We start from the raw sequence: 26227 nt of genomic DNA on the forward strand, positions 1-26227 counted from the left end.
CGAGCCGGTCTCCGCCGTTCTCACCATGCACACGACGCGGGACGGGTGCCCTCACCCGGGGCGGGTGAATGTGGGACCACCGGATCGCGCCGGTGCGCGGCAGCCGGAGGACGCCGGTGGCGCCCCGATGATCCGGCCCCCGTCCGAGCCGGCCGAGAGGGCGGCGCGTCACCGGGGCGGCTGCCGCATCTCCACGATGCGCAGGCCCAGGGACCGGCAGCGGTTCAGCAGCCCGTAGAGGTGCGCCTCGTCGACGACCGGGCCGAACAGCACCGTCTGGCCGGACATCTTCACGTGCTCCAGCTCCGGGAAGGCCTGGGTGAGGGTGTCCGACATGTGTCCGTCGACGCGGATCTCGTAGCGCATGGGCCGTTCTCCTGGCGCGTTCCTGCTGCGGTCTTCCCTGCGATCCTGCTCCGCCCTGCCGCAACGGGCCTCACCCGGCGCAGGTGACCCGCTCCCGGCACTCAGTGCGTCAGGGCGATCTTGAACGCGATGATGGCCAGGCCCAGCAGCAGATTGACCGCGGCGGTGCCCGTGACCAGGCGCCACGACCCTCCCGCCCGCCGTGCGCCGACCGCGGACCAGCCCACCTGGCCGGTCACGGCGACGGCGACCGCCAGCCAGATCGCGCCGTCGACGTCCAGCCCGAGCAGCGGGCTGACGGCGACGGCGAGCGCCGGCGGGACGGCCGCCTCGACGATCGGCCACTCCTCGCGGCACACGTGCAGCACGGTCGGCCGGTCCAGTGTCCGTTGCGCGAGACGGGCCCCGAACAGTTGGGCGTGGACGTGTCCGATCCAGAAGACGAGACCGGTGAGCGACAGCAGCAGCACCAGTTCCAGGCGGGGGAACCTCCCCAGGGCGCCCGCGCCGATCACCACCGACGCCGCGAGCATCGATCCGTACACGGCACCCGTGTAGTCGGCGTGGGTGGCGCGCTCGGTACGGCGTTCCCGGGCCGGGGTGCGGGCCGCCGAGGACATCCCTGTGCTCCTCCTGCTCAGTCCACGGCGCCGGCCACGCCGGCCGGTGCGCCGTCCTGCGACGGCTGCGGGCGACGGGTCGGGCGGGTCGGCAGGTGCGAGGTGACGAGGAAGGTCGCCAGCGTGATCCCGCCGGTGGCCAGGATCGCCGCCCTCAGGCCGTCCAGCTGGGCCGAGGCGTACGCGTCCGTGAGGGCTTCGACCTCGGTCGCCGGCAGTCCGGCGCTCCGGGCGGCCGCGCGCGCCTGGTCGGTGGGCACGAAGCTGATCCCGGCCTGCAGGCGGACACCGGTCTGCTGTTGGGTGCGGGACGACAGCTGGGGGTGGGCCTCCACTTCCGAGGTGAACGCGTGGGCCAGCGCGCCGATGAGTATCGAGCCGATGAGCGCGGTGCCCAGCGCCGAGCCGAGGTTCTGCGCCGTGAACTGCAGGCCGCCGACCTCGCTGCGTCCGGCCTCGCCGACGCTGGACTGCACGACGTTGCCCAGCTGGGAGGCGAGCAGTCCCATGCCGACGCCGAGCACCGCCATCGCACCGGCGAACTGCGCGTTGTCGATCTCCGGTTCGATGGTGGCGAGCAGCCACACGATGGCCGCGGCCAGCATCAGCAGGCCCAGCCGGACGACCCGGCGCGGCCCCATGCCGCGGCCGAGCCGGGCGGCGCCGAGAGAGGTGACGAGCATCGTGGCGGACACCGGCAGCAGCCTGAGCCCCGTCTCGAAGGCGTCGAAGCCCTGCACGACCTGCAGGTACAGGGGGATGGTGAAGAACAGCCCCAGCAGGATCAGGTTCTGGCTGAGCAGAGTGAGCAGCCCGGATCGCAAGGGCGGCCGGTGGAACAGGGACAGGTGCACCAAGGGGTCCGCGCCCGCGGCCTCGCGTCTGCGGGTCCAGCGCGCGAAGAGGGCCAGCACGGCCACACCGGCGGCGACGACGAAGAGGGTGGGTGCGAAGCCGAGGACGGTGAAGGGCGGGTCGCGGGGCTGCACCCAGCCCCAGGAGCTGCTCTGCAGCACGCCGAGCACGCCCAGCCCCAGCCCGGCCGCCGACAGGACCGCGCCGACGCCGTCCAGCCGGGGCGGCGGCCCGGTCCGCGCGGCCTCCTTGACCACCCGGTGGCACACCAGGACGACGGCTACGACCACGACCTCGCCCGCGAAGACGAGCCGCCAGGTCAGATAGGTCGTGACCCAGCCGCCGAGCAGCGGCCCCACCGCGATGCCGGCCCCCGCGAGTCCGCCGATCACCCCGTAGGCGACGGCCCGGTCCCTGCCGCGGTAGGCCTCGGCGACCAGGGCCGCCATCGCGGGCAGCACCATCGCGGCGCCGAGTCCCTCGATCACCGACCAGCCCAGCGCGAGCACCCACAGCGTGGGCGCCAGGGCGGTGAGGGCCGACCCGGTGCCGTAGACGATCAGGCCGAGCAGGAACAGCCGACGGCGGCCGTGGATGTCGCCCAGCCGGCCCCCGATGATCATGAATGCGGCCATGACCAGCGCGTACAGCGTGATGACGGCCTGGATGGCGGTGACCTCGGTGTGGAAGTCCTCGACCAGTTGGCTGATGGAGACGTTCATGACCGAGGTGTCCAGGACCATCAGGAACTGCGCCGTTCCCAGGACCATCAGGGCTCGCCAGCGTCCCACGGTGTCCACCACCTCGCCCAGAGTTCCCGGGCCCTCGCACGGCCCCGTCGGCGGCGGCCCCCTCCGTCGGGCCGCTCCCTCATCCAAGCGCCGGACCGGCCGCCCGCGCCTCACCCGTCACGGGGGACCCCCCGGGGTGCGGGTCCTCCCCCGCCCGGTGCGCCGCCCGTTACGTGTGCGGGCCCTCGCGCCGCGTGGTGGACTGGAAGGGCAACGGAGGGCGAGGAGCGTGGCCGCGGGCCGCTGCCCGGGGGCGACGGGCGGGCGTGGGACCTGCTCCCACGCGTCTCGTGAGGAGAAGCCATGGACAGCGTCGAAGAGATGGGGCCGGTCGACTACCTGGTCATCGAGTTCCCCGGCAACCGCATGACGGGCGAGGCGTTCCCGCTGCTGGTCGGTCTCGCCGACCGCGGCATCATCCGCATCATCGACCTCGCCTTCGTCCGGAAGGAGACCGACGGCTCGGTCGTCGGGCTGGAACTGCGGGACCTCGGTGACGAGGTCGATCTGTCGGTCTTCGAGGGAGCCTCGGCCGGCGTGCTCGATCAGAGCGACCTCGACGAGGCGGCCCAGGCGCTGGAGCCGGGCAACGCGGCCGCGGTGCTGGTCTACGAGAACCTGTGGGCCGCTCCGCTGGCCGCCGCGCTCAGGCGCAGCGGAGCACAGCTCGTCTCGAGCGGCCGCATACCGGTGCAGGCCCTGCTGGCGGCGCTGGACGCCACGGAGGAGACGGTGCCGCCCGGCGGCTCGGCCGTGGCCTGAACCGGCACCGCGCACCGCGCACCGCGCACGGACCTGATGGGAGATGACCGAACATGCCCGGACTGCTTCGGGGCGTCGCACGTACCGCCGTCGTCGCCGGCACCGCCACCGCCGTGTCCAACCGCGTCTCGCGGCGGCAGGCCGGCCGGTGGGCCCAGCAGGACTACGAACAGCAGGAACAACAGCAGTACGCACAGCAGCAGGCGCCACCCGCTCCCGCCGCACCACCGGCCGCCGCCGCCCCCGACCCCATGACCCAGAAGATCGATCAGCTCAAGCAGCTGGCCGACCTGAAGGCCCAGGGCGTCCTGACGGACGCGGAGTTCGAGAACCAGAAGCGCATGCTCCTGGGCTGAGCCCCAGGAAGCCGTGCCGCGCCACGGTCTACGCTCGGAGCGGTATGACCGCATCGCCCGACCCCCGCTCCCTCGACCGGCGCCTGGACGCCATCGGCCGCCAGCCCTTCCGGGCGAGGTTCCGCCTGCGCGGCCGGGACCGGGCGACGGCCGAGCTGAAGGGCCCGGCGACCATCCGGTGGCACGCCTACGACCTGATCGCGAAGCGACTGGCCCCGGCCGAGCCGTACAAGGACGGCAAGCAGACGCCGTACCGCGGGCACCCGGTCTTCGTCGCGCAGCACGCGACCGCCACCTGCTGCCGCGGGTGTCTGCAGCGGTGGCACGGGATTCCCAAGGGGCGGGAGCTGACCCGCGCCGAGCACGTGTACGTCGTGGACGTGATCTGCCGCTGGATCGAGCGCGAGATGACGGACGCGCCGTAGAGCCGGTCGGATCCGGTCACGGCGGCGCGCCGCCCTTCGCGGCCGGGACCCCTGTCGAGCCGGCCACCAGCACGAGATATCTTGATGTCGAGCAATGTTGCAGACGTGGAGCGGAGCACCCGGTGACTGACTCGACCATCATCTACACCTACACAGACGAGGCCCCGGCCCTGGCGACGCATTCGTTCCTGCCGGTGATCCAGGCGTACGCCTCGCAGGCAGGTGTGCCCGTGACGACCCGGGACATCTCGCTGGCCGGGCGCATCATCGCCGTCTTCCCGGAGTACCTGAACGAGGACCAGCGCATCGCCGACGCGCTGAGCGAGCTGGGCGAGCTGGCCAAGACCCCCGCGGCCAACATCATCAAGCTGCCGAACATCTCGGCGTCCATCCCGCAGCTGAAGGCCGCCGTCGCCGAGCTCCAGGGCAAGGGCTACGCGCTGCCGGACTACCCGGACGACCCGAAGACCGACGAGGAGCGCGAGATCCGCGCCCGCTACGACAAGGTCAAGGGCTCCGCCGTCAACCCGGTGCTGCGCGAGGGCAACTCCGACCGCCGGGCCCCCGCGTCGGTGAAGAACTACGCCAAGACCCACCCGCACCGCATGGGCGCCTGGACCGGCGAGTCCAAGACCAACGTGGTGACCATGGGGGAGAACGACTTCCGCTCCACCGAGAAGTCCGTGGTGATCTCCGAGGCCGGCACGCTGAAGATCGAGCTGGTCGGCGAGGACGGCACCACCACCGTCCTGAAGGAGTCCGTGCCGGTCCGCGAGGGCGAGGTCGTCGACGCGTCGGTCATGCACGTCGCCGAGCTCGAGCAGTTCCTCGCCGCGCAGGTCGCCCGCGCCAAGCAGGAGGGCGTCCTGTTCTCCGTGCACCTGAAGGCCACGATGATGAAGGTCTCCGACCCGATCATCTTCGGTCACGTGGTGCGCGCCTTCTTCCCGAAGACGTTCGCGAAGTACGGCCAGACCCTCAAGGCGGCCGGCCTGAGCCCGAACGACGGCCTCGGCGGCATCCTCAAGGGCCTGGAGAACCTGCCCGAGGGCGCCGAGATCAAGGCCTCCTTCGACGCGGAGATCGCCGAGGGCCCGGCCCTCGCCATGGTCGACTCCGACAAGGGCATCACCAACCTGCACGTGCCCTCGGACGTCATCATCGACGCCTCCATGCCGGCGATGATCCGCACCTCCGGCCACATGTGGGGCCCGGACGGCCAGGAGGCCGACACCCTGGCCGTCATCCCGGACTCCTCCTACGCGGGTGTCTACCAGGCCGTCATCGAGGACTGCCGCGCCAACGGCGCCTACGACCCGTCCACCATGGGCTCGGTGCCGAACGTCGGCCTGATGGCGCAGAAGGCCGAGGAGTACGGCTCCCACGACAAGACCTTCGAGCTCGCCACGGCCGGCACGGTCCGTGTGGTCGACGCCGCGGGCAACGTGCTGATCGAGCAGCCGGTCGCCGCCGGTGACATCTTCCGCGCCTGCCAGACCAAGGACGACCCGATCCGCGACTGGGTCAAGCTGGCCGTCACCCGCGCCCGCGCCACCGGCGACCCGGCGGTGTTCTGGCTGGACGAGACCCGCGCCCACGACGCGCAGCTCATCGCCAAGGTCCGGCAGTACCTGCCGGAGCACGACACCGAGGGCCTGGACATCAGGATCCTGTCCCCGGTCGAGGCCACCAAGCTGTCGGTGGAGCGCATCCGCCGCGGCGAGAACACCATCTCGGTGACCGGCAACGTGCTGCGCGACTACCTGACCGACCTCTTCCCGATCCTGGAGCTGGGCACCAGCGCCAAGATGCTGTCGGTCGTCCCGCTGATGGCGGGCGGCGGCCTGTTCGAGACGGGCGCCGGCGGCTCCGCGCCGAAGCACGTCCAGCAGCTGGTCAAGGAGAACTACCTGCGCTGGGACTCCCTCGGTGAGTTCTTCGCGCTCGTCCCGTCCTTGGAGCAGTACGCGACGGCCACCGGCAACACCCGCGCCAAGGTCCTCGCCGACACCCTCGACCGCGCCACGGCGACCTTCCTCAACGAGGACAAGTCCCCGACCCGTCGCGTCGGCGGCATCGACAACCGCGGCAGCCACTTCTACCTGTCCCTGTACTGGGCGCAGGAGCTGGCCCGGCAGACCGACGACGCCGACCTGGCCAAGGCCTTCGCGCCGCTCGCCGAGACCCTCGCGGCGGCCGAGCAGCAGATCGTGGACGAGCTGATCGCCGTCCAGGGCAAGCCGGCCGACATCGGCGGCTACTACCAGGTCGACAAGGCCAAGGCGGACGCGGTCATGCGCCCGTCGGCCACCTGGAACGAAGCCCTGGCGTCCCTGAGCTAGTCTCCGCGACGCCCGAGCCGCCCTCGTGAGCGGCCCTCCGCCCCGGCCGGTGTCCCCGGCCGGGGCGGAGGCGTATCAGAACCGGTCCGACACCCCGGTCCCGCACCGGGCCACCGACGACACCTCCCGGGAGCCGCCCGTGTCCAGCTTCGAACTCCTGCCCGGTGACCCCGGCTCGCCCGTGCTGCTGCACGTGCCCCACTCCGCGCGGGCCGTCCCGCAGGACGTGCGGGCCGGCATCGTGCTGGACGACGCAGCTCTGGAACGGGAGTTGGACCACATCACGGACGCGCACACCGCCGAGCTGGCCGGGCGGGCCGCCGCGCTGGCCGGGGTGACGCCGTGGCGGTTCGTGAACCGGCTGTCCCGGCTGGTCGTGGACCCCGAGCGGTTCCCGGACGAGCGGGAGGAGATGACGGCCGTCGGGATGGGGGCCGTGTACACACGGACCACGCACCGAGCCGAGCTGCGGCCCGCCGGCACCGATCCGGAGCCGCTGCTCGAGCGGTACTTCCGGCCGTACGCCGCCGCCATGACGGAGGCGGTCGCCGGGCGGCTGGCCGCGACCGGGCGGGCCGTGGTGATCGACGTGCACTCCTATCCGACCGCGCCGCTGCCCTACGAGCTGCACGGGAGCGGGCCGCGCCCGCCGGTGTGCCTGGGCACCGACGCCTTCCACACCCCGCCGGAGCTGACCGCGGCGGCCCGCGAGGCGTTCGCGTTCTGCGGGGAGACCGGGCTGGACAGCCCGTTCGCCGGGACGTACGTGCCGCTGGAGTTCTACGGCACCCACGCCCGGGTGCACGCCCTGATGGTGGAGATACGGCGGGACGTCTACATGGCCGAGCCGGGCGGACCCGCGGGTCCGGGGCTGGACCGGCTCGCCTCCGCGCTGGCCGCGCTCGTCGACGCCCTGTAGCCCTCCGGCTGGAGCACTCCCGCAGGACAGGGGCGGTGCACCGTACCAGGGTGGAGGGCATGACGACCGTGGAGAGAAGCACGCCCGCCGGCGAGGAGCCGCCGCCACCCGTCCGGGACTGGCCCGCGCTCGACCTGGACGGGACGGGCTTCGACCCGGTGCTCGCCGAACTGATGCGCGAAGGCCCGCTGACCCGGATCCGGCTGCCGTACGGCGAGGGCTGGGCGTGGCTGGCCACCCGTCACGAGGACGTACGGCTGATCACCAACGATCCGCGGTTCGGCCGCGCCGAGGTGACCAGCCGTCAGGTGACCCGTCCCGCCCCGAACTTCGCGCCTCGCCCGGGCTCGCTCGCCTGGGCCGACCAGCCGGACCACAACCGGCTGCGCAAGCAGATCGCGGGCGCCTTCACGGTGGGCGCGATGAAGCGGCTGCGGCCCCGCGCACAGGCGATCCTCGACGAGCTGGTGGACGGGGTCGTCCGCGACGGCCCGCCCGCCGACCTGGTCGAGCGGGTGCTGGAACCGTTCCCGCTCGCCGTCGTCAGCGAGATGATGGGGGTACCGGCCGCCGACCGGGACCAGGTGCACGCCTGGACCCGGGAGATCATCTCCACCCACGGGGCCGAGGCCGCCGACCGCGCCAAGACCGGCCTGTACGGCTGGATCAGGACGATCGTCCGGGCCCGCGCCACCAGCACCGACGAGGACGTCTACGCGCTGCTCGGCAGCGCCGTGGCGCGCGGGGAGATCGGCGAGGAGGAGGCCGTCGGGCTCGCCGGCCCGCTGCAGATCGGCGGCGAGGCGGTCACGCACAACTGCGGACAGATGCTGTTCCTCGCGCTGACCCGGCCGGAGCTGATGGAGCGTCTGCGGGCGCGCCCGGGGGCGCGCGGCCCCGTCCTGGACGAGCTGCTGCGGTACGTCCCGCACCGCAGCACCGTCGGGCTCGCCCGGATCGCGCTCGAGGACGTGGAGATCGCCGGTCACCGGATCGCGGCGGGCGACCCGGTGTACGTCTCCTACCTCGCCGCCAACCGCGACCCGGACGTCTTCCCCGACCCGGACGCCATCGACCCGGACCGCGACCCCAACCCGCACCTGGCGTTCGGCAACGGCCCGCACCACTGCACCGGCGCGGTCCCGGCCCGGCTGCAGCTCGAGCTGCTGGTCGACACGCTGCTGGACCGGCTGCCGGGGCTGCGGCTCGCCGTGCCGCCCGAGCAGGTGCAGTGGCGGCACCGGACGATGATCCGCGGGCCGCGGACCCTGCCCGTGACCTGGTGAGCCGTCAGACCCGCAGCCACTCCGTGACGATCACCTCCGCACCGGTTTGAAGTCTGAGCGCGAACGGACCGGCCGGCGGGGTGTCGCTGGTGAACCGGCCGAGGGTGTCGACGGTGACCGGACGGACGGTCTGCGGAGCGCCGAGCACCTCGATCCGCGCCGGCTGCGGCGGCAGCACCTGCCCCATCAGCCCGTCCTCGGTGACCTCGACGTCGACGGTGACGTCACCCGCGCGGAACGTCAGCATGCGCGGCGCGTCCGTGACGCCCCGGACCGGGAGCGCGTCCACGAGCGAGTCGAAGGTCAGCTCGGCGAGCCCGGCGTCGAGGTCGTGCAGCAGGTAGGCGTCCAGCGCCACCTGGAGCAACTCGGCCGGGACGGGGTCCAGGACACCGGCCGCCCGCCGCAACTCCTCCTCCAGCAGCGCGTCCTCGGGCCCGCCGAGGTCCGGACCGTCGTGCCCGGGCCGTGTCCCGTCGCCGCTCATAGCGCACCCCGTGCGTCGATCCGGGCCCGCAGCCGGCGCAGACAGCGCTGGCGCAGCGGGCCGATGCTGCCGACCGCGATACCGAGCGCGGCCGAGATCTCCAGGTAGCTGGGCGGCGGGGAGGAGATCAGCACGCGCAGCAACTGCCTGCAGCGCTCCCCCAGTCCGTCCAGCTCCTGCCAGAGGCGGCGGGCCCGCTCGGCCCGGTCCGCCTCGTCCTCCGAGTCGATCAGCGACTCCTCCGGCGTCCGTTCCTCACTGGCCCGGTCGAGCACGCGCGGATCGTCGGTCAGGGTCAGCCGCGTCAGGCTCTTGAGCACCTTCAGGCACTCGTGCCGGGCGGTGCTGGCCAGCCAGGCGCCGGCCTTGTCGGGTTCCCGGATCCGGCCCAGGTGCTGGGCGAAGCGGAACCACACCGTCTGGTAGACCTCGTGCCCGTCGGCGTCGGAGAGCCGGTGGGCGCGCACGACCGACCACACCAGCGGGCTCATGCCCTCCACCAGCGCCTTCCAGGCCGCGGCGTCCCCGTCGACGGCGGACTGGACCAACGCGCCGACCTCTGTACGGTCCACGGCTCCACCCCTCGTGTACGGCAGATCATCGTACGCCGTGGAGCGGAGCGTTCCGGCCCTCATGCGGGCACCGCGGGGGTAGGGAGCGGGACCGGCCGCCAGGTGGGCGGGCGCAGCGCCGGGACACGCGCCCCGCGCACCTCCGCGCGGTCGGAGGTGGCCGCCAGCAGCGCGGTGCGCGCGGCACGCGGATCGCGCTCCCCGTGCGCCGTCATGTGGGCGGCGACCAGGCCCGCGACGACCGGGGTGGCGAACGAGGTGCCGCTCCACTGCGCGAGGCCGTCGAACATCACCTGGTCGGGCTTGGCCCCGGTGCTCTCCCGGCCCTCGCTCAGCAGCCCGGTGTGGCGCGGGTACTGGCAGGTGCAGGGGTAGGCGAACCCGTACCGGCAGGTGTCGTAGGTGGAGTGCTGGTACACGTACGGCACGGGGGTGCCGAAGCCGGTGAGGGCGCTGGTGAGGCGCTCGCCGGGGGCGTAGACCCGCACCCAGGGGCCGTGGTTGCTGAAGCAGGCCGCGCCGTCGCCGTCCGCGCGGAGCGCCCCGACCGACAGCACGCTGTCCGCGTGGTCGGGCAGGGCCGCGTAGGCGGCGGGCCAGAAGGGGACGTCGCTGGCGTCGTTGCCGGCGGCGGCGACCAACAGGGTGCGCTGTCCGCTGAGTTCGCGCATGAACGCGTCCAGTCCGATCAGGCCGTCGGGGTCGCCGCTGGGCGTGCCGGCGGAGAGGCTGATGATGTCGGGCCAGCCGCCCTGGTCGACGGCCTCGAAGAGTCGGGCGCCGAACTCGGACTCCAGGACGGCGCCCGCGTCGTTCAGGGTGCCCCGGACGGTGACGTCGGTGCCGGGGGCGACGGCCGCGAGGAGCCCGGCGATGAACGTGCCGTGGCCGACGTACTGGCGGAGCACGCCGTCGCCGTCGGTCTCGGCGCGCTGGGCGTCGCCCGTGGTGTGGGCGAGCAGGGGGTAGGAGCGGTGGTCGTGCACCAGGCCCGTGTCGATCACCAGGACACCGACCGCGGTGTCCGGGTCGTGACCGCCCTCGGCGGGGCCGGGGTTGGGGATCTGCGTGCGCGGGACCGGGACCGGTTCGTCGCCGGGGCAGGCGTTGACCGCGATGTGCACCACGTGGTTGCGGCCGACCAGCCGGCGTCCCGCGCGTCCCTCGGCCTCCCGCAGGGCGCGCAGGGCGTGCGGGACGGCGTCCTCGCCCCCGGCCGGGTCGGCGACCCGAATGCGGGTGACGCCGGTGCGGTGGGCCGGCTGGCTCACTCGGCGCACGTGGTCCGGGAGAAGGCCGGCGGTGGCGGTGAAGTGGGCGCGTACGGCGTCCTCGACGACCCTGGCCTCCTCGCCGTCGCGGGCGAGGACGACGCCCTTCTCGTAGAGGAGGTGCGCTTCGTCCCGCGGTCCCATCGTCAGGGGAACCTCGGGCAGGGAGCGCTGGATGTGGTCGAACTGCTCGTGGAATCGCTGTGGTGCCATGGCGTGTCCTCCCCCTGGAGACGGTGTTCGGCAGTGAGAGCCGCGAGGCCACCGTCTGATACAGCAGGCCACTACCATGCGAGGCGTGACAGCGGGAAGCGAGTCGGTTCTCGAACTGCTGCCCATGGTGTTCGCCGACCCGGGCGAGGCCCGGGCACGCGCGGATCAGGTGCTGCACGCCGATCCGCCGCCGCTGCACGCCAGCGTCGCCCACCAGGTGCTCGGCATCTGGCAGCGGGACTTCGGCGACCTCAGGATCGCGCTGCGGCATCTGCGCCGTGCCCGGTTCCTCGCCGCGCGCGCCGACTCGGCCGACCGGGAGGCGGACGTGCTCGCGACCCTGGGGGTCGCACTGGTGCACGCGGGGCGCACGCGGCAGGGGCTCGCTTCGTTCGAGCGGGGGGTCGCGCGCGGCAGCGGACACACCCGGGCCCGGGTGCTGTTCCGGCGGGCCTACGTGTGGTGGGTGCTGGGGCATCACCGGGAAGCTCTGGAGGACGTACGGCGGGCGCTGCCGGTGCTCAGGCAGCTCGCCGACGACATCTGGACCGCGCGGGCGCTGACCCTGCGGGCGACGGTACATCTGGCGCTCGGCGCGGTGGACCGGGCGCTCGCGGACTTCACGGCGGCCGAGCAGCTGTGGGAGACCACCGGCCAGGAGCACGACAAGGCCGACGTGGTGGAGAGCAGGGGGCTGGCCGCGTTCCGGTCCGGGGACATTCCGGTGGCGCTGCGGCTGCTGGACGAGGCGGAGGAGCGGTACGCGAAGCTCGGCACCCCGACGTACATGCTGTCCCTGCGGCGCTGCGAGGTGCTCAGGGCGGCGGGGCTCGCCCCGGAGGCGCTGGCCGAGGCGGACGCGGCGATCGCGCTGCTGGACCGGATCGGCGGGCAGTCCACCCGGAAGGCCGAGCTGCTGCTCGCCGCCGCGCGGGCCGCCCGCTCGGCCGGGGACGCGCCCACGGCGATCGCCCGCGCCGCCGTCGCGGTACGCCTGTTCGCGGCGCAGCGGCGCAGCTGGTGGGAGACCCATGCCCGGCTGGTGCTGATCGAGGCGCGGGTGGCGGCCGGGCGCCGGTCGGGGAGGATGGTCGCGGACGCGGCTGCGGTCGCCGAGCGACTCGCCGCCTGCGGCTCGCCGGCCGCGCCGGAGGCGTCGCTGCTCGCGGGCCGGATCGCGCTGGCCCTCGGCCGGCCGGCGGACGCCGAACGGCATCTGGCGGTGGCGGCGCGCAGCCGGCACGGCGGGCCGCCCACCCCCCGGGTGTCGGGGTGGGTGGCGCAGGCGCTGCGGGCGCGGGCGGCCGGTTCCCGGCGGGGCGTGCTGGAGGCCTGCCGGCGCGGCCTCGACGTACTGGACGACCACCGTATGACGCTGGGCGCCTCGGAGCTGCGCGCCCATGCGACCGCGCAGGGCGCCGAACTGGCGGCGATGGCCCAGGAGGCGAGCCTCGCCCAGGGCGGTCCGCGACGGCTGCTGGTGTGGAGCGAGCGGTGGCGGGCGACCGTGCTGTCCGCACCGCCGACCCGGCCGCCCGCCGACCCGGCGCTGCTGAGGACTCTGACCGCCTACCGGGAGATAGCGGCCCGCGCGGAGGACGCCCGCCGGGAGGGCCGCCCGGTGCCCGTGCTGGAGCGCGAACAGCGGCGGCTGGAACGGGAGATCCGCTCCCGCACCCACCACATGCGCGGCGCCGCGCCGCACGAGGGGGACCGGTTCGACGCGGGCCGGCTGCTGGACCGGCTCGGCGACGGGCGGCTGGTGGAACTGGCCGTGGTGGGCGGCCGGGTGCACGTCCTGCTGTGCGGGCAGGGGAAGGTGCGGCGGTTCACGGGCGGGCCGCTCGCGGAGGCGGTGGCCGAGGCCGAGTACGTCCAGGCGGGGCTGCGCCGGCTCGCGCATCCCGGGGCGGAGGCGCGGCTGCCGCTGGTGGAGGCGGCGGGCCGGCGGCTGCAGGAGCTGCTGCTGGGCGGCGCCGTACCGCATCTGGGCCCGGGTCCGGTGGTGATCGTGCCGCCGGGGGCGCTGCACCGGGTGCCGTGGGCGCTGCTGCCCGCGCTGCGCGACCGGGTGCTCAGCGTGTCGCCGTCGGCCGGCAGCTGGCTGCGCGCCCGGGAGACCGAGCCGCCGCCGGACGGCCGGGCCGTGCTGGTGCGCGGCCCCGGCCTGGCGACGGGCGGCGCGGAGGTGCCGGAACTGGCGGACCGGTACGGGACGGCGACGGTCCTCGAGGGTGAGGACGCGCAGGTGCCGCGGGTGCTGGCGGAACTGGACGGTGCGGGCCTCGCACACCTCGCGGCGCACGGCACGTTCCGTGCGGACAGCCCGCTGTTCTCCGCCCTCCGGATGGCCGACGGCCCGCTGATCGTGCACGACTTGGAGCGCCTGGCCCGCAGCCCGTACCGGATCATCCTGTCCAGCTGCGACACCGCCCGTCTCGCCTCGGTCGGCGCCGACGAACTGCTCGGCCTGGTCACGGCGTTGCTGCCGCTGGGCACGGCCGGGGTGGTGGCGAGCAGTGCCCCGGTCAACGACGCGGCCGTGGTCCCGCTGATGCTGGCCCTGCACAAGGGCCTCGAGACGGGCCTGTCCCTGGCCGAGGCCCTCCGCGACGCCCGCGCCGCGCTGCCCGGGGACACGGTGCACCAGGCGACGGGCTGGGCGTTCGCGGCGTTCGGCGCCGCCTGAGGGACGCGTTCACGCCGGCTCGCTCTCCGGCAGCTCCACCAGCCAGGGCAGCGCTCCCCGGTCCCCCGTACCGAGCCGGGTGTACGCGCTGTACAGGTGGTTGCCGACCGTCCGCACCGACAGCGTCAGCTTCTCGGCGATCTCCCGATTGCTCAGGCCCGCCGCCGCGAGCGTGACGATCTGCCGCTGCCGCGCGGTGAGTTCGCCGAGGACGAGCCCGTCCAGCACCGGTGTCCGCGCACCCTGGCAGCGGCGGGCGAGCGCGACCGCGCGGGTCCGGGAGTAGCGTGCGGCACGTGGGTCGCGATGGGCCCGTACGGCCTGTGCGTGGGCCTCGGCCGCGAACAGCAGGAAGCCGCGCTCCTCCAGGTCCCGTGCGGCCCGGTCCAGTGCGGCCCCGTCCGCCCGCGCGAGCGCGTCCGCGTGCCGGGCGAGCACGCTGCCCGCCGGCAGCCGCCCGGCGCCCCGCTGGGGCTCGCCGAGGCGTACGGCGTCGTAGCGGGCGTACACGTCGTCGCCCCCGGCCGTCGTGGACTCCCCGCCGGCCAGCCGGAGTTCCGTACGGCAGTCCGCGTCCCCCGGCGTCTGCCGCAACCCCTCCCGCGCCCAGGCCTCCGCGTCCCGCAGCTCGCCCCGCAGGCGCGCGTACCGGGCCCGGACGGCGGCGTACCCGGTCGGCAGGGCGGCGTCCTCCGCCACCAGCCACTCCCCCACCGGCGTCGGCACCGCCCGGACGTCCAGCTCCTCGATCCGCCGCACGAGCATGCGCTGTTCGGCGTCCGCGGCCGGGCCGTGCGCGCCGGCCTCCCGCGTCAGCCGGCGGGCGCGCACCCGGCCGGTCGTGGCGCGCAGGGCCGGGCCGTACAGGGGATGGGCGAGGGTGACGGCGCCGTCCCGGTCGTCCACGGCGATCAGTCCGTCCGCCTCCAGGCGTTCGAGGGCATCCAGGTCCAGGCCGTCCAGCGGCATCGGCGCCGGCTCGGCGAACGCGAGCCGTTCCAGGGTCTCGCGTTCGTCGGGGGCGGACCGCCCCAGCAGGGGTGCGAGACGTTCACGCACGGCCGCGGTGACCGGCAGCGCGCCCCGCCAGGCCCGCTCCCCCGTGCCGGGCACCGGGACCAGCCGCCCGGAGCCGCCGAGCGCGCCCACCAGGTCGCGCAGCAGCCGCAGGTCGCCCTGGCATACGTGGTGCAGCCGGCGCACGGTGAGCCGCTCCAGGCCGGCCGGGGCGAGCAGCCGGGCGGTGTCCTCGCGGGGCAGCGGCGCGAGGGCCAGCCGGGGCAGCACCTCCCCGGTCCACAGCCGGGACACCGCGCCCGGCGTGGGGACACCGTCCACCGCGGCCACGACCAGCCGGGTGCGTCCCTGTACGGCGAGCTGGTGGACCACGGCCGCGGAGGCCTCGTCCAGCAGGTGGGCGTCGTCCACGACGAGCAGCCGGAAGGCGGACAGGATCTGCACCGCGCGCTGCGCCGAGACACCGTCGCGCAGCAGGTGCGCGAACGCCGCGAAGGGCAGGTCCCGGGCCTCGGGCGTGCCGGTCACCCGGGCGTGCTCCGTGCCCCGGACCGCCTCCGTGATCAGCCGGGTCTTGCCGTGGCCCGCCGGCCCGGTCACCACGATGCCGTGCCGCCCGGCGGTCAGCGAACCGCGCACCAGCTCCAGTTCGTCCTCCCTGCCGGTGAACGGCCAGGGCAGCTCCGGGGTCGTCGCGTCCTGTTCGTAAGTCCTCACATCATCCGGAGCGCGGGTACTCAGGTTTGATACAGGGCGACTTGAGTAGCCCTCGACTCAGGCGCCCGGCAGCGGCGGAGGGGCACGCTGGCCGCACGACCCGACGCCTCTTCGGACGAAGAGAACCTCAGGGCCGGCACCGGGGGAGCGGTCGCGGACGTCACCTACGGGGGAGGTGGCGTCCGCGACCACGCCGCTGCTCGGGGGGACGACGGGTCCGGCGCGCTACGAGGCAGCCCTCTCGGGCGCGGTGGCGGCGTCTGGGTGGGCGAGACCCAGGTGCTCACGCAGGGTCGTGCCCTCGTAGTCGGCGCGGAAGACGCCCCGCTCCTGGAGCAGGGGGACGACCTTGTCGGCGAAGAGGTCGAGGCCGCCGGGCGTGATGTGCGGGACCAGGATGAAGCCGTCCGCGGCGTCAGCCTGCACGAAGTCGTCGATGGTCTGCGCGACCGTCGTCGGGGACCCTATGAAGGTCTGCCGGTTGCCGGTGTTGACGACCAGGTCGCGGATCGACCACTTGTTGGCCTCGGCGAGCTGCCGCCACTCGCGGGCGATGGCGATCGGGTCCCGGTACATCCGCACCTGGGCGCGCCCCTGGGAGATGTGCTCCTCGCTCACCAGCGGGTCGACGTCGGGCAGCGGGCCGTCCGGATCGTGGCCCGACAGGTCCCGGTTCCAGACGAACTCCAGGTGCTTGAGGGCGGTGGCACCGCTCACCTGCTGCCGGCGCACCTCACGGGCGAGTTCGGCCGCCTCGGCGTCGGTGTCACCGAGGACGAAGGTCGCGGCGGGCAGGATGAGCAGCTGGTCGGGCCGGCGGCCGTACGCGGCGAGGCGGGACTTGACGTCCGTGTAGAACGCCCGGCCCTCCTTCAGGGTGGAGTACCGGCTGAAGATCGCGTCCGCGCCGGCGGCGGCGAACTCACGGCCCTCGTCGGAGTCGCCCGCCTGGAAGATCACCGGCCGGCCCTGCGGGGAGCGGGGGACGTTGAACCGGCCGTGGATGTCGAAGTGTTTCCCGTGGTGCGCGAAGGCGCCCGCCCGGGCGTCCCGCAGGAAGGTGCCCGCGGCCTGGTCGGCGAGGATCTCGTCGCCGCGCCAGGAGTCGAACAGCTCGTGCGCGGTGGCGAGGAACTCCTTGGCGCGGGAGTAGCGCTCCTCCTGCGGCAGGAAGCCGCCGCGGCGGAAGTTCTCGCCGGTGAAGGCGTCCCAGGAGGTGACCACGTTCCACGCGGAGCGGCCGCCGGAGAGGTGGTCGAGGCTGGCGAACTGGCGGGCCACCTCGTACGGCTCGTTGAACGTGGAGTTGATGGTGCCGGTCAGGCCGAGCCGGTCGGTGACGGCGGCGAGCGCGGACAGCACGGTGAAGGTGTCGGGGCGGCCGACGACGTCCAGGTCGTATATCTCGCCGCCCTGTTCGCGCAGCCTCAGTCCCTCGGCGAGGAACAGGAAGTCGAACTTGGCGCGTTCGGCGGTCTGCGCGAAGGCCGACGTCGGTCTCCGCGCCGGTGAGGGTCTTCTGGTCCGGCTCACGGCCCGCAGCACCGGGCTGCCGGACTGCCGGGCGAGGGCCGGCACGATGCCGCCGAGCAGGCCCAGGACCGCTCCCGGCCCGGTCGGTGCGGCGGAGGAACACGCTTCGTTACCGTCGTTTTTGACGGAGCGTCGCTGAACGGGCCCCGTGCCTCGGCAAGGGAGAGGGCGGCACCTGGGAGTTCGCTCATGGCCGCTCCGACGGAGTCGGAACATCCCCTGGATCACGGTGCGCGGATGCCGCGGGCCGCCACGGCACTGCGGCACTGCGGCACTCGAAGGTCAACGGCCGTCCGCGGGCTGGACGTTCCCGCCCGGTTCTCACCTGCGCGAAGTGTCCGGGCTGTCCGGGAGGAGGCTCGCCCAGTCCAGGATCTGGACGGCGGCTCCGGCGGCCTCCAGTCCCTGGCACCCGCCGTGATGGCGGCGGGCGATGCCGTCGAGGTCGAGGTGCGCGCCGAAGGCGGGGTGCGCGGCGAGGCGGCGGGCACAGCCCCACAGGGCGCGGTGGCCGGCGATGCGCTGCACGGCGGAGGCGTCGAGGTGGAAGCGGTGGACGGTGTCGAGCTGCACCAGCGTCACCCACAGGGCGACGTCGGCGGCGGTGAACCGGCCGTCGACCAGGTGGTCCTCGCCGGTCAGCACCCGCTCCAGCCGGCCCAGGGTGTCGAGGAGCACCTCCAGTGCGGCGGCCCGCTCGGCCGGGTCGGCACCGGCCCGGCCGGCGCGCTGGGCGGCCTCCTCGACGCCCTCGGCACACATGCGCTCGACGGCCTCGATCACGGACTCCGCGCCCCGCGGGTACAGGCCGGCGCGGTCGGCGCGCGGGAAGCGGTCCAGGTCGCGCAGGATGTCCGGGGCATGGGTGCTGACGATGCGTCCGGACCAGTCGTCGCTGAGCACGGGCGCGAGGGCGGGACCGGTGTAGTGGTGCGCGCTCGCCTCGTACAGCGGGCGCAGCTCCGTGTGCCCGCCGCCGGGACGGTCCGGCACGGCGGGCAGGAAGGTGACCGGACAGCTGTCGCCGAGGCCGAGGAGGCTGTGCCCGACCGCGAGACGCAGCCCGTCGGGACACGCGGTCGACAGATGGAGCCGGTAGCGGTGGGGCACGGCGTGGTGGCCGCTGCGTGCGTCCCGGCCGAGCCGGCCCCGGAAGACGGGGGCGGCGCGGTGGACGGACGGGACGGCGGCGAGCGGAGTGGTGGACATGCGTCTCCCCGGGTCGTGGGCGTACGGCTGGGCGAGCGGAGGGGCGTCGTCGATCGGCGGGCGGGGCTCGGTTCGGTGCTCGGTGCGCGGAGCCCGGCTCAGCGCCCGGGGCTCGGTGCTCCGTGCGGCATGCCGATCGCGCTGCAGACGCGCAGCAGGTCGATGTGGCGGCGGGAGGTGAGCAGGGGTGCGCTAGCCGGCTTCCGGACCGCTCGGCCGGGGGCCGTCTCGAGGCGCACCATGATTTCCTACCTGTTCACTAGGATTCCCTCAGTGGAGTGTCGATCCGGGCCCGTGCGGCGTCAAGAGGGCGTCCACGCCTGGGACTCCGGACGGGGGACGTCGGCGCGGACGAAGGAAGGGACGGCGCGGACGACAGAAGGACGGGGGCGCGGACGACCGTGTCCGCTGTCTCCTCAGATCCAGGAACATGTGACATAGTACTGGCGTGGCGATGCGACTGACCTGCGATGTCGTGGTCGTCGGAGCCGGGATGGTGGGTGCGGCCTGTGCCCTGTACGCCGCGCGGACCGGCCTCGACGTGCGCGTGGTGGACCGGGGCCCGGTGGCCGGCGGAACCACCGGCGCGGGCGAGGGCAACCTGCTCGTCTCCGACAAGGAGCCGGGCCCGGAACTCGAACTCGCCTTGCTGTCCGCCCGGTTGTGGGCGCAGCTGGCGGACGAGCTGGGCGCGGCGATCGAGTACGAACCCAAGGGCGGTCTCGTGGTCGCCCGGGACCCCGGTGCGCTCGGCGCGCTGCGGGACTTCGCCGACGGCCAGCGGTCCGCCGGGGTCGTGGCCGAGCCGGTCACCGGGGGCGAACTTCCCTCCCTGGAGCCGCACCTGGCCCCCGACAGGGCGGGCGGGATGCTTTATCCGCAGGACGCCCAGGTCATGCCCGCGCTGGCCGCCGCCCATCTGCTGCGCGCGTCGGGCGCCCGGTTGCACACGGGCCGGACGGTGACCGGGGTGCTGCGCGGGGCGGACGGCGCGGTGCTCGGGGTCCGTACCGACCGGGGGGACATCCACGCGCCGGCGGTGGTGAACGCGGCCGGCACGTGGGGCGGCGACCTCGCGGCGCTCGCGGGCGTCCGGCTGCCGGTACTCCCCCGGCGCGGCTTCGTCCTCGTCACCGAGCCGCTGCCCCGTTTGGTACGGCACAAGGTGTACGCGGCCGACTACGTGGCGGACGTGGCCAGCGGCTCGGCCGCCTTGCGCACCTCGCCGGTGGTGGAGGGCACGGCGGCCGGCCCGGTGCTGATCGGCGCGAGCCGGGAGCGGGTCGGCTTCGACCGCTCGTTGTCGCTCCCCGCCGTACGGGCGTTGGCGGCAGGGGCGATCGGGCTGTTCCCCTTCCTGCGGGGGGTGCGCGCCCTGCGCACGTACGCGGGTTTCCGGCCGTACCTGCCCGACCACCTCCCGGCGATCGGACCCGACCCCCGGATGCCGGGACTGTTCCACGCCTGCGGCCACGAGGGCGCCGGCATCGGACTCGCCACCGGCACCGGGCAGTTGATCGCGCGGACCCTCACCGGGAAGGCGGCGGAACTGGATCTGACGCCGTTCCGGCCGGAGCGGTTCGACCCCGACACGGACGGAGGCGACACCCGGTGAATCCGATGGAGTTGGTGCGGGCCCGGCCGGACGGTGCGTTCACCGTCACCTTCGACGGGCGGCCCGTGCGGGCGCTGCCCGGGCAGACGGTCGCGGCGGCGCTGTGGGCGGCGGGCGTGACGGCCTGGCGCAGCACCCGCGACGGGGGGCGGCCCCGCGGGGTGTTCTGCGGGATCGGCGTGTGCTTCGACTGCCTGGTGACCGTCGACGACCGCCCGAACCAACGGGCCTGCCTGGTGCCGGTGGCCCCGGGCGTTGACATCCGCACACAGGAGGGGACGGGCCGCGAGGATGACTGAGCTACCGCGCCTCGCCGTCGTCGGGGCGGGCCCGGCAGGACTCGCCGGGGCACTGGCGGCGGCCGCACAGGGCGTCCACGTGACCCTCGTCGACGCGGCCGACCGGGCGGGCGGCCAGTTCCACCGGCAGCCCGCCGCCGCGCTGGGCGCCCGTCGGCCCCAGGCGCTGCACCACCAGTGGCGCACCTGGCAACGGCTTCGGGACGGACTCGCCCGTCACGTCGCCGCCGGGACGATCCGTCACCTGAGGGACCATCATGTCTGGTGCGTGGCACGGGACCCGGCGCGCCTGACGGTTCACGCCCTGCGCGGACCGGGCCAGGAGGAGGGCGTCGCGGTCCGCGCCGACGCCGTGCTGCTCGCCACCGGCGGTTACGAGTACGTGCTCCCGTTCCCGGGCTGGACGCTGCCCGGGGTCCTCACGGCGGGCGGCGCGCAGGCCATGCTCAAGGGCGGGCTGGTGCTGCCGGGACGGACGGTCGTGGTCGCGGGCACCGGACCGCTGCTGCTGCCGGTGGCGACCGGGCTCGCCGCGGCGGGCGCGCACGTGGCCGCGCTGGTGGAGTCCGCCGACCCCACGGCCCTGGCGCGCCGGGCGCCGGCCCTGGCCGCGGAGCCGGGCAAGCTCGCCGAGGGCGCCGGGTACGCGGGACGGCTGTTGCGGCACCGGGTGCGCGTCCTGGCCCGGCACACCGTGGTCGAGGCGCGCGGCGGGGACCGGCTGGAGGCGGTCACCGTCGCCGCCCTGGACCGGGACGGGCGGGTCAGGCCGGGCAGTGCCCGCCGCATCCCCTGCGACGCGCTCGCCGTCGGACACGGCATGCTGCCCCACACCGACCTCGCCGAGACCCTCGGCTGCACCCTGTCGGGCACGGACGTACGGGTCGACGCCGAGCAGCGCACCGACGTGCCCGGCGTCTGGGCCGCCGGGGAGACGACAGGTATCGGCGGTGCGGCCCTCGCCCTGGCCGAGGGGCACATCGCGGGGCGCTCGATCGCCGCCCGGCTGCACGGCACCGTCCCCGACCCGCGTGACTGGACCTCGGCCGCCCGGGCCCGGGCCCGGCTGCGGTCGTTCTCCGCCGCGCTCGACGCGGTGTACGCGCCACCGGCGGGCTGGGCCGGAGAGGTCACGGACGACACGGTCGTGTGCCGTTGCGAGGACGTCACGGCCGGTGCGCTCCGCGAGGCCGCCGACGGGCTCGGCGCCTCGGACCTGCGCAGCGTGAAGCTGCTCACCCGGGCCGGGATGGGCTGGTGCCAGGGCCGGATGTGCGCGCCCGCGGTGGCCGCACTGACCGGCTGCCCGCTCACGCCGGGACGCCGGCCCTTCGCGCGGCCGGTACCGCTAGGCGTCCTGGCCGCTCTGCCCGAACCGGACTGACACCCCGGCTCCGCAAGGACCGGCATCCGCCAACCAGTGGTATGTCACACCCTACGAAATGGGAGACGACACATGACGCAGACCCGCCGCCACCCCTGGCGCGGCATCCTCGTGGCCACCGCGCTCCCCCTCCGCGAGGACCACTCCGTCGACCACGACCGCTACGCCGAGCACTGCGCCTGGCTGGTCGGACACGGCTGCGACGGCGTCGTACCGAACGGCTCGCTCGGCGAGTACCAGGTGCTCACCCCGGCGGAACGCGCCCGGGTGGTGGAGACCGCCGTGGCCGCGATCGGCGGCGACCGGGTGATGCCTGGCGTCGCCGCGTACGGCTCCGCCGAGGCCCGCCGCTGGGCCGAACAGGCCGCCGAGGCCGGGTGCGCGTCGGTGATGCTGCTGCCGCCCAGCTCCTACCGGGCCGACGAGCGGTCCGTACTCGCCCACTACGCGGAGGTCGCCCGGACAGGCCTGCCGGTGGTGGCGTACAACAACCCGGTCGACACCAAGGTCGACCTGGTGCCCGAACTCCTCGCCCGGCTGCACGCGGAGGGGTGTGTCCGCGCGGTCAAGGAGTTCTCCGGCGACGTCCGCCGCGCCTACCGCATCGCCGAACTCGCCCCGGAACTCGATCTGCTGATCGGCGCCGACGACGTCCTGCTGGAACTGGCCGTGGCCGGCGCCAAGGGCTGGGTGGCCGGCTACCCCAACGCGCTCCCGCGTGCCTGCGCGGAGCTGTACCGCGCCGCGGTGGCCGGTGACCTCACCACCGCGCTCCCCCTCTACAGGCAGCTGCATCCGCTGCTGCGCTGGGACTCGCGGGTGGAGTTCGTGCAGGCGATCAAGCTGTCCATGGACGTCGTCGGGCGGTACGGCGGCCCGGTGCGCCCGCCGCGCGTACCGTTGACGCCCGAGCAGGAGGCCGCGGTCCGGGCGGCCACCGAGAAGGCCGTCGCCGCGGGGCTCGTCTGACAAGGAGACCGGTCAGTGCGCAGCAAACTCGTCCTGCACGCCGTCGACTCGCACACCGAGGGCATGCCGACCCGCGTGATCACCGGCGGGATCGGCACCGTGCCCGGTGCCACGATGAACGAGCGGCGACTGTACTTCCGTGAACACCTCGATCACATCAAGCAGTTGCTGATGAACGAGCCGCGCGGCCACTCCGCGATGAGCGGGGCGATCCTCCAGTCCCCGGCCCGCCCCGACTGCGACTGGGGCGTCCTCTACATCGAGGTCTCCGGCTACCTCCCGATGTGCGGGCACGGCACGATCGGGGTGGCCACCGTGCTGGTGGAGACGGGCATGGTGGAGGTGGTGGAGCCGGTGACCACGATCCGGCTCGACACCCCGGCCGGGGTGGTGGTCGCCGAGGTGGCGGTGGAGAACGGCGCCGCGCGGAACGTGACGCTGCGGAACGTGCCGTCGTTCGCCGTCGCCCTGGACCGCACGATCACCCTGCCCGGCGGCCGTACCGTCACCTACGACCTCGCCTACGGCGGCAACTTCTACGCGATCCTCCCCCTCGACGCCTTCGGTCTGCCCTTCGACCGCGCCCGCAAGGACGACATCCTCGCGGCCGGCCTGTCCCTGCTGGAGGCGGTCAACGCCGAGGCGGAACCGGTGCACCCGCAGGACCCGTCCATCCACGGCTGCCACCACGTCCACCTCTACGCGCCCGGCGCCACCGCCCGGCACTCCCGGCACGCGATGGTCATCCGGCCGGGCTGGTTCGACCGCTCCCCGTGCGGGACGGGCACGAGCGCACGCATGGCCCAGCTGCACGCGCGGGGCGAACTCCCGCTGCACACCGAGTTCGTGAACGAGTCGTTCATCGGCACCCGGTTCACCGGCCGGCTGCTGGGCACGACGGCGGTCGGCGGTGTCCCGGCCGTGCTGCCGAGTTTCACCGGCCGGGCGTGGATCACGGGCACCGCCCAGTACCTCCTCGACCCCACCGACCCCTTCCCGGAGGGCTTCGTCCTCTAGCCTTCCTCCAGCCTTCCCTCCGGCCGTCCTGCGGCCCTCCTCTAGACTCCCCCGGTGACGCGTGACATGGCACAGAACACGCAGGGCACGGAGATGCCCGCCCTCCCCCGCCTCGGCGGCCGCCGCAGCAGCTACCGCGAGCGGGTCGCCGACGCGCTGCGCGCCGCGCTGATCGCCGGCGAGCTGCGCCCGGGCGAGGTGTACTCGGCGCCCTCCCTCGCGTCCCGCTTCGGCGTCTCGGCGACGCCGGTGCGGGAGGCGATGCTGGACCTGGCCAAGGAGGGCCTGGTCGACACCGTCCCCAACAAGGGCTTCCGGGTCACCGCAGTCTCCGACCGGCAGCTGGACGAGTACACGCACATCCGCGCGCTCATCGAGATCCCGACGGTGGCGGAGCTGGCCCGCACGGCCGACCGGGTCTCGCTGGAGGCGCTGCGCCCGGCGGCCCGGGAGATCGTCACCGCCGCGGTGGCGGGCGACCTGATCGCCTATGTGGAGGCCGACACCCGCTTCCACCTCGGCCTGCTCGCCCTGGCGGGCAACGCCCACCTGGTCGAGGTGGTCGCCGACCTGCGGGGCCGCTCCCGCCTGTACGGCCTGACCGCCCTGGTGGAGGCGGGCCGACTGCTCGCCTCGGCACAGGAGCACCTGGAACTCCTCGACGCCCTGCTGGAGCGCGACGAGAAGGCCGTGCACGAGATCATGACCCGGCACCTGGGGCACGTGCGCGGGCTGTGGGCGGCGGGCGACTGACCGGGCCCGCCCGGACGACCGCCGCACATCCGTCGGCCCACGGCCCGCGCGACCTCACTTTTTACGTGGCCGGACGGGAGCCACCGGACAAGGAACGGCGATTTTGCGCCAGACCGGGGCATCCCCGACCATGGCGGGGTCCCGGCGATCCCGGGACACCTGTTCGATGAGAGGCGCACCACCCATGCACGTCACCGGAACCGCTCCGCAGCCGGCTCCGGCCTCCTCGGAACCCCTCGCGGTTCCCGGCGAGGACCCCCGCCCCACCAGCAGCAAGCACGCCCGCCGTTTCGGCCTGCCCGTCGCCACCGCGCTGGTCATGGGCAACATCATCGGCGGCGGCATCTTCCTGCTGCCCGCGTCCATCGCCCCGTACGGGACGGTCAGCCTGGTCGCCTTCGGCGTCCTGACCGTCGGCGCCATCGCCCTGGCCCTCGTCTTCGGCCGGCTCGCCGCCCGTGACCCCCGTACCGGCGGCCCGTACGTCTACGCCCGCGAGGCCTTCGGCGACTTCGCCGGCTTCCTCGCCGCCTGGGCGTACTGGATCACCTCCTGGGTGTCGAACGCCGCGCTCGCGGTCGCCGCCGTGGGCTACCTCGACGTGCTGGTCCCGGTCGCCGGTCACAAGGGGACCGCCTGCCTGGCGGCCCTGGCCCTGCAGTGGCTGCCCGCCCTCGCCAACTTCGCCGGCACCCGCTACGTGGGCGCCGTCCAGCTGGTTTCCACCGTGCTGAAGTTCGTGCCGCTGCTGCTCGTCGCGGTGGGCGGACTGTTCTTCTTCGACCCGTCCCGGCTCGGACCGTTCAACTCCAGCGGCCAGGGCGCGATCGGCGCGGTGTCCGCGTCCGCCGCCCTGCTGCTCTTCTCCTACCTCGGCGTCGAGTCCGCGGCGGTCAGCGCGGGCGAGGTGCGCGACGCCCGCCGCAACGTGGGCCGGGCCACCGTCATCGGGACGGCCGGCGCCGCGCTGGTGTACCTGCTGGGCACGGTGTCCGTCTTCGGGACGGTCGCGCACGACCGGCTGGTGACCTCCACCGCGCCGTTCTCGGACGCCGTGAACACGATGTTCGGCGGCAGCTGGGGCGGTACGGCCGTCGCGCTCGCCGCGCTGGTCTCGATGACCGGCTGCCTCAACGGCTGGACGCTGCTCAGCGCCCAGACCCCGTACGCCGCCGCGCGGGACGGCCTGTTCCCGGCCGCCTTCGCCCGCCGCCGCCGGGGCGTGCCGACGGTCGGTGTCGGCGTCACGGTCGTCCTGTCCTCCCTGCTCACGGTGTACAACTACCTGTCGGGCTCGGCGAAGGTCTTCGACGTGCTGGTCCTCGTCACCACGTTCACCGCGACCGTGCCGTACCTGCTGGCCACCGCCGCGCAGCTCTTCCACCTCGTCTCGGGCCGCTCGGTGGACCGGGGACGGCTGGCGCGGGACTCGGTGATCACCGCGGTGGCGGCGGCGTTCTCCGTCTGGCTGATGGCGGGCGCCGGCTATGCGGCGGTGTACCAGGGCGTGCTGTTCCTGTTCGTGGGGATCCTCGTCTACGCGGTGATGGCGGCCCGGCGCCTGCGGCACCGGGAGGCATAGCCCCCACCCGCACGACAGACGGGCGTACACCACCAACCCGGCATGACCGAGGGGCCGTTCCGGATTGCTCCGAAAACGGCCCCTGATCTGCGACTTCGCAAAGTCGGGACGACAGGATTTGAACCTGCGACCCCTTGACCCCCAGTCAAGTGCGCTACCAAGCTGCGCCACGTCCCGC

At 74.2% G+C, this 26227-nt stretch carries 23 protein-coding genes, 1 tRNA gene and 1 pseudogene; 14 read left to right on the top strand and 11 right to left on the bottom strand.

Translation table 11 applies throughout. The features are described 5' to 3' along the window. Positions 1–168: 168 nt before the first annotated feature. The 3 genes from ACIHEJ_RS02525 to ACIHEJ_RS02535 all read right to left on the bottom strand — a co-directional run bounded on the left by ACIHEJ_RS02525 (position 169) and on the right by ACIHEJ_RS02535 (position 2632). Positions 169–366 carry a hypothetical protein gene (locus ACIHEJ_RS02525; RefSeq protein WP_400131398.1) on the bottom strand — a complete coding sequence of 66 codons (198 nt, stop codon included), beginning with the start codon at positions 364–366 and terminating at the stop codon, positions 169–171. 101 nt (positions 367–467) lie between these two features. Beyond that, on the bottom strand, positions 468–986 hold the full coding sequence (locus tag ACIHEJ_RS02530; RefSeq protein WP_400131399.1) for a hypothetical protein: 519 nt from the start codon (positions 984–986) through the stop codon (positions 468–470). A gap of 17 nt (positions 987–1003) precedes the next feature. Next, the gene (locus ACIHEJ_RS02535; protein ID WP_400131400.1) at positions 1004–2632 is read right to left on the bottom strand and encodes an MFS transporter; all 1629 of its coding nucleotides are present in this window, start codon (positions 2630–2632) and stop codon (positions 1004–1006) included. 303 nt (positions 2633–2935) lie between these two features. On the opposite strand from ACIHEJ_RS02535, the gene ACIHEJ_RS02540 reads away from it, so the two are divergent. From ACIHEJ_RS02540 to ACIHEJ_RS02565, 6 genes are all read left to right on the top strand, one after another. After that, positions 2936–3394, top strand: a complete 459-nt coding sequence (locus ACIHEJ_RS02540) for a DUF6325 family protein (RefSeq protein ID WP_400131401.1) — start codon at positions 2936–2938, stop codon at positions 3392–3394. Positions 3395–3447: 53 nt separating this feature from the next. Further along, entirely contained in the window at positions 3448–3750 is a 303-nt protein-coding gene (locus ACIHEJ_RS02545; protein WP_400131402.1) for an SHOCT domain-containing protein, read from the top strand. Positions 3751–3794: 44 nt separating this feature from the next. Beyond that, entirely contained in the window at positions 3795–4175 is a 381-nt protein-coding gene (locus tag ACIHEJ_RS02550) for a DUF4186 domain-containing protein (protein WP_400131403.1), read from the top strand. A gap of 122 nt (positions 4176–4297) precedes the next feature. Further along, positions 4298–6517 (top strand): NADP-dependent isocitrate dehydrogenase, encoded by a 2220-nt coding sequence (locus ACIHEJ_RS02555; RefSeq protein WP_400131404.1) that lies wholly within the window; start codon positions 4298–4300, stop codon positions 6515–6517. Positions 6518–6656: 139 nt separating this feature from the next. Next, entirely contained in the window at positions 6657–7436 is a 780-nt protein-coding gene (locus ACIHEJ_RS02560; protein ID WP_400131405.1) for an N-formylglutamate amidohydrolase, read from the top strand. 59 nt (positions 7437–7495) lie between these two features. Then, a complete protein-coding gene (locus tag ACIHEJ_RS02565) occupies positions 7496–8722 on the top strand; it encodes a cytochrome P450 (RefSeq protein ID WP_400131406.1) in 1227 nt (408 codons plus the stop codon). A 4-nt stretch (positions 8723–8726) separates the two neighbouring features. On the opposite strand, the gene ACIHEJ_RS02570 is transcribed toward ACIHEJ_RS02565, so the two are convergent. Genes ACIHEJ_RS02570 through ACIHEJ_RS02580 form a run of 3 tightly spaced genes read right to left on the bottom strand, consistent with a single transcriptional unit; the run spans position 8727 to position 11265 of the window. After that, the gene (locus ACIHEJ_RS02570; protein ID WP_400131407.1) at positions 8727–9209 is read right to left on the bottom strand and encodes a hypothetical protein; all 483 of its coding nucleotides are present in this window, start codon (positions 9207–9209) and stop codon (positions 8727–8729) included. Beyond that, on the bottom strand, positions 9206–9844 hold the full coding sequence (locus tag ACIHEJ_RS02575) for an RNA polymerase sigma factor (RefSeq protein WP_400131408.1): 639 nt from the start codon (positions 9842–9844) through the stop codon (positions 9206–9208). The genes ACIHEJ_RS02570 and ACIHEJ_RS02575 overlap by 4 nt, the downstream gene beginning before the upstream one ends. Then, positions 9841–11265 (bottom strand): S8/S53 family peptidase, encoded by a 1425-nt coding sequence (locus ACIHEJ_RS02580; RefSeq protein WP_400131409.1) that lies wholly within the window; start codon positions 11263–11265, stop codon positions 9841–9843. Before ACIHEJ_RS02580 ends, ACIHEJ_RS02575 begins: the two co-directional genes overlap by 4 nt. 85 nt (positions 11266–11350) lie before the next feature. Between ACIHEJ_RS02580 and ACIHEJ_RS02585 the strand changes: the two genes are divergently transcribed. Next, entirely contained in the window at positions 11351–13954 is a 2604-nt protein-coding gene (locus ACIHEJ_RS02585; protein WP_400131410.1) for a CHAT domain-containing protein, read from the top strand. A gap of 9 nt (positions 13955–13963) precedes the next feature. On the opposite strand, the gene ACIHEJ_RS02590 is transcribed toward ACIHEJ_RS02585, so the two are convergent. From ACIHEJ_RS02590 to ACIHEJ_RS02605, 4 genes and pseudogenes are all read right to left on the bottom strand, one after another. Continuing rightward, positions 13964–15688, bottom strand: coding sequence for a LuxR C-terminal-related transcriptional regulator (locus ACIHEJ_RS02590; protein ID WP_400131411.1), 1725 nt, complete (start codon positions 15686–15688; stop codon positions 13964–13966). Positions 15689–15913: 225 nt separating this feature from the next. Continuing rightward, a pseudogene (locus ACIHEJ_RS02595) lies at positions 15914–17185 on the bottom strand (NtaA/DmoA family FMN-dependent monooxygenase); the annotation flags it as partial. A 357-nt stretch (positions 17186–17542) separates the two neighbouring features. After that, positions 17543–18430: a glutathione S-transferase C-terminal domain-containing protein gene (locus ACIHEJ_RS02600; RefSeq protein WP_400131412.1), complete on the bottom strand. Its 888-nt coding sequence runs from the start codon at positions 18428–18430 to the stop codon at positions 17543–17545. 98 nt (positions 18431–18528) lie between these two features. Beyond that, positions 18529–18672, bottom strand: a complete 144-nt coding sequence (locus ACIHEJ_RS02605) for a putative leader peptide (protein ID WP_400131413.1) — start codon at positions 18670–18672, stop codon at positions 18529–18531. A 206-nt stretch (positions 18673–18878) separates the two neighbouring features. On the opposite strand from ACIHEJ_RS02605, the gene ACIHEJ_RS02610 reads away from it, so the two are divergent. From ACIHEJ_RS02610 to ACIHEJ_RS02640, 7 genes are all read left to right on the top strand, one after another. Next, positions 18879–20045, top strand: a complete 1167-nt coding sequence (locus tag ACIHEJ_RS02610; protein ID WP_400131414.1) for an NAD(P)/FAD-dependent oxidoreductase — start codon at positions 18879–18881, stop codon at positions 20043–20045. Then, entirely contained in the window at positions 20042–20344 is a 303-nt protein-coding gene (locus ACIHEJ_RS02615; protein ID WP_400131415.1) for a (2Fe-2S)-binding protein, read from the top strand. Before ACIHEJ_RS02610 ends, ACIHEJ_RS02615 begins: the two co-directional genes overlap by 4 nt. After that, positions 20337–21728, top strand: coding sequence for an FAD-dependent oxidoreductase (locus ACIHEJ_RS02620; RefSeq protein ID WP_400131416.1), 1392 nt, complete (start codon positions 20337–20339; stop codon positions 21726–21728). Before ACIHEJ_RS02615 ends, ACIHEJ_RS02620 begins: the two co-directional genes overlap by 8 nt. A gap of 72 nt (positions 21729–21800) precedes the next feature. Then, a complete protein-coding gene (locus tag ACIHEJ_RS02625; protein WP_400131417.1) occupies positions 21801–22697 on the top strand; it encodes a dihydrodipicolinate synthase family protein in 897 nt (298 codons plus the stop codon). Between the two features lie 15 nt (positions 22698–22712). Beyond that, complete coding sequence (locus tag ACIHEJ_RS02630) at positions 22713–23714, top strand: proline racemase family protein (RefSeq protein ID WP_400131418.1); 1002 nt, start codon at positions 22713–22715, stop codon at positions 23712–23714. Between the two features lie 66 nt (positions 23715–23780). Further along, positions 23781–24467 carry a GntR family transcriptional regulator gene (locus ACIHEJ_RS02635; protein WP_400131799.1) on the top strand — a complete coding sequence of 229 codons (687 nt, stop codon included), beginning with the start codon at positions 23781–23783 and terminating at the stop codon, positions 24465–24467. 184 nt (positions 24468–24651) lie between these two features. Beyond that, the gene (locus ACIHEJ_RS02640; RefSeq protein ID WP_400131419.1) at positions 24652–26049 is read left to right on the top strand and encodes an amino acid permease; all 1398 of its coding nucleotides are present in this window, start codon (positions 24652–24654) and stop codon (positions 26047–26049) included. Positions 26050–26152: 103 nt separating this feature from the next. Here ACIHEJ_RS02640 and ACIHEJ_RS02645 read toward each other — a convergent pair. Continuing rightward, positions 26153–26226, bottom strand: a tRNA-Pro gene (locus ACIHEJ_RS02645). Between the last annotated feature and the right edge of the window lies 1 nt (position 26227).

Source organism: Streptomyces sp. NPDC052301 (assembly GCF_044593395.1).
Classification (GTDB): domain Bacteria; phylum Actinomycetota; class Actinomycetes; order Streptomycetales; family Streptomycetaceae; genus Streptomyces.

What these genes read in the sequence shown, in the direction of transcription:
- ACIHEJ_RS02525 (WP_400131398.1), bottom strand. Translation starts at nt 366, where the DNA reads ATGCGCTACGAGATCCGCGTCGACGGACACATGTCGGACACCCTCACC.
- ACIHEJ_RS02530 (WP_400131399.1), bottom strand. Translation starts at nt 986, where the DNA reads ATGTCCTCGGCGGCCCGCACCCCGGCCCGGGAACGCCGTACCGAGCGC.
- ACIHEJ_RS02540 (WP_400131401.1), top strand. Translation starts at nt 2,936, where the DNA reads ATGGACAGCGTCGAAGAGATGGGGCCGGTCGACTACCTGGTCATCGAG.
- ACIHEJ_RS02545 (WP_400131402.1), top strand. Translation starts at nt 3,448, where the DNA reads ATGCCCGGACTGCTTCGGGGCGTCGCACGTACCGCCGTCGTCGCCGGC.
- ACIHEJ_RS02550 (WP_400131403.1), top strand. Translation starts at nt 3,795, where the DNA reads ATGACCGCATCGCCCGACCCCCGCTCCCTCGACCGGCGCCTGGACGCC.
- ACIHEJ_RS02565 (WP_400131406.1), top strand. Translation starts at nt 7,496, where the DNA reads ATGACGACCGTGGAGAGAAGCACGCCCGCCGGCGAGGAGCCGCCGCCA.
- ACIHEJ_RS02570 (WP_400131407.1), bottom strand. Translation starts at nt 9,209, where the DNA reads ATGAGCGGCGACGGGACACGGCCCGGGCACGACGGTCCGGACCTCGGC.
- ACIHEJ_RS02575 (WP_400131408.1), bottom strand. Translation starts at nt 9,844, where the DNA reads ATGAGGGCCGGAACGCTCCGCTCCACGGCGTACGATGATCTGCCGTAC.
- ACIHEJ_RS02580 (WP_400131409.1), bottom strand. Translation starts at nt 11,265, where the DNA reads ATGGCACCACAGCGATTCCACGAGCAGTTCGACCACATCCAGCGCTCC.
- ACIHEJ_RS02600 (WP_400131412.1), bottom strand. Translation starts at nt 18,430, where the DNA reads ATGTCCACCACTCCGCTCGCCGCCGTCCCGTCCGTCCACCGCGCCGCC.
- ACIHEJ_RS02605 (WP_400131413.1), bottom strand. Translation starts at nt 18,672, where the DNA reads ATGGTGCGCCTCGAGACGGCCCCCGGCCGAGCGGTCCGGAAGCCGGCT.
- ACIHEJ_RS02620 (WP_400131416.1), top strand. Translation starts at nt 20,337, where the DNA reads ATGACTGAGCTACCGCGCCTCGCCGTCGTCGGGGCGGGCCCGGCAGGA.
- ACIHEJ_RS02625 (WP_400131417.1), top strand. Translation starts at nt 21,801, where the DNA reads ATGACGCAGACCCGCCGCCACCCCTGGCGCGGCATCCTCGTGGCCACC.
- ACIHEJ_RS02635 (WP_400131799.1), top strand. Translation starts at nt 23,781, where the DNA reads ATGGCACAGAACACGCAGGGCACGGAGATGCCCGCCCTCCCCCGCCTC.
- ACIHEJ_RS02640 (WP_400131419.1), top strand. Translation starts at nt 24,652, where the DNA reads ATGCACGTCACCGGAACCGCTCCGCAGCCGGCTCCGGCCTCCTCGGAA.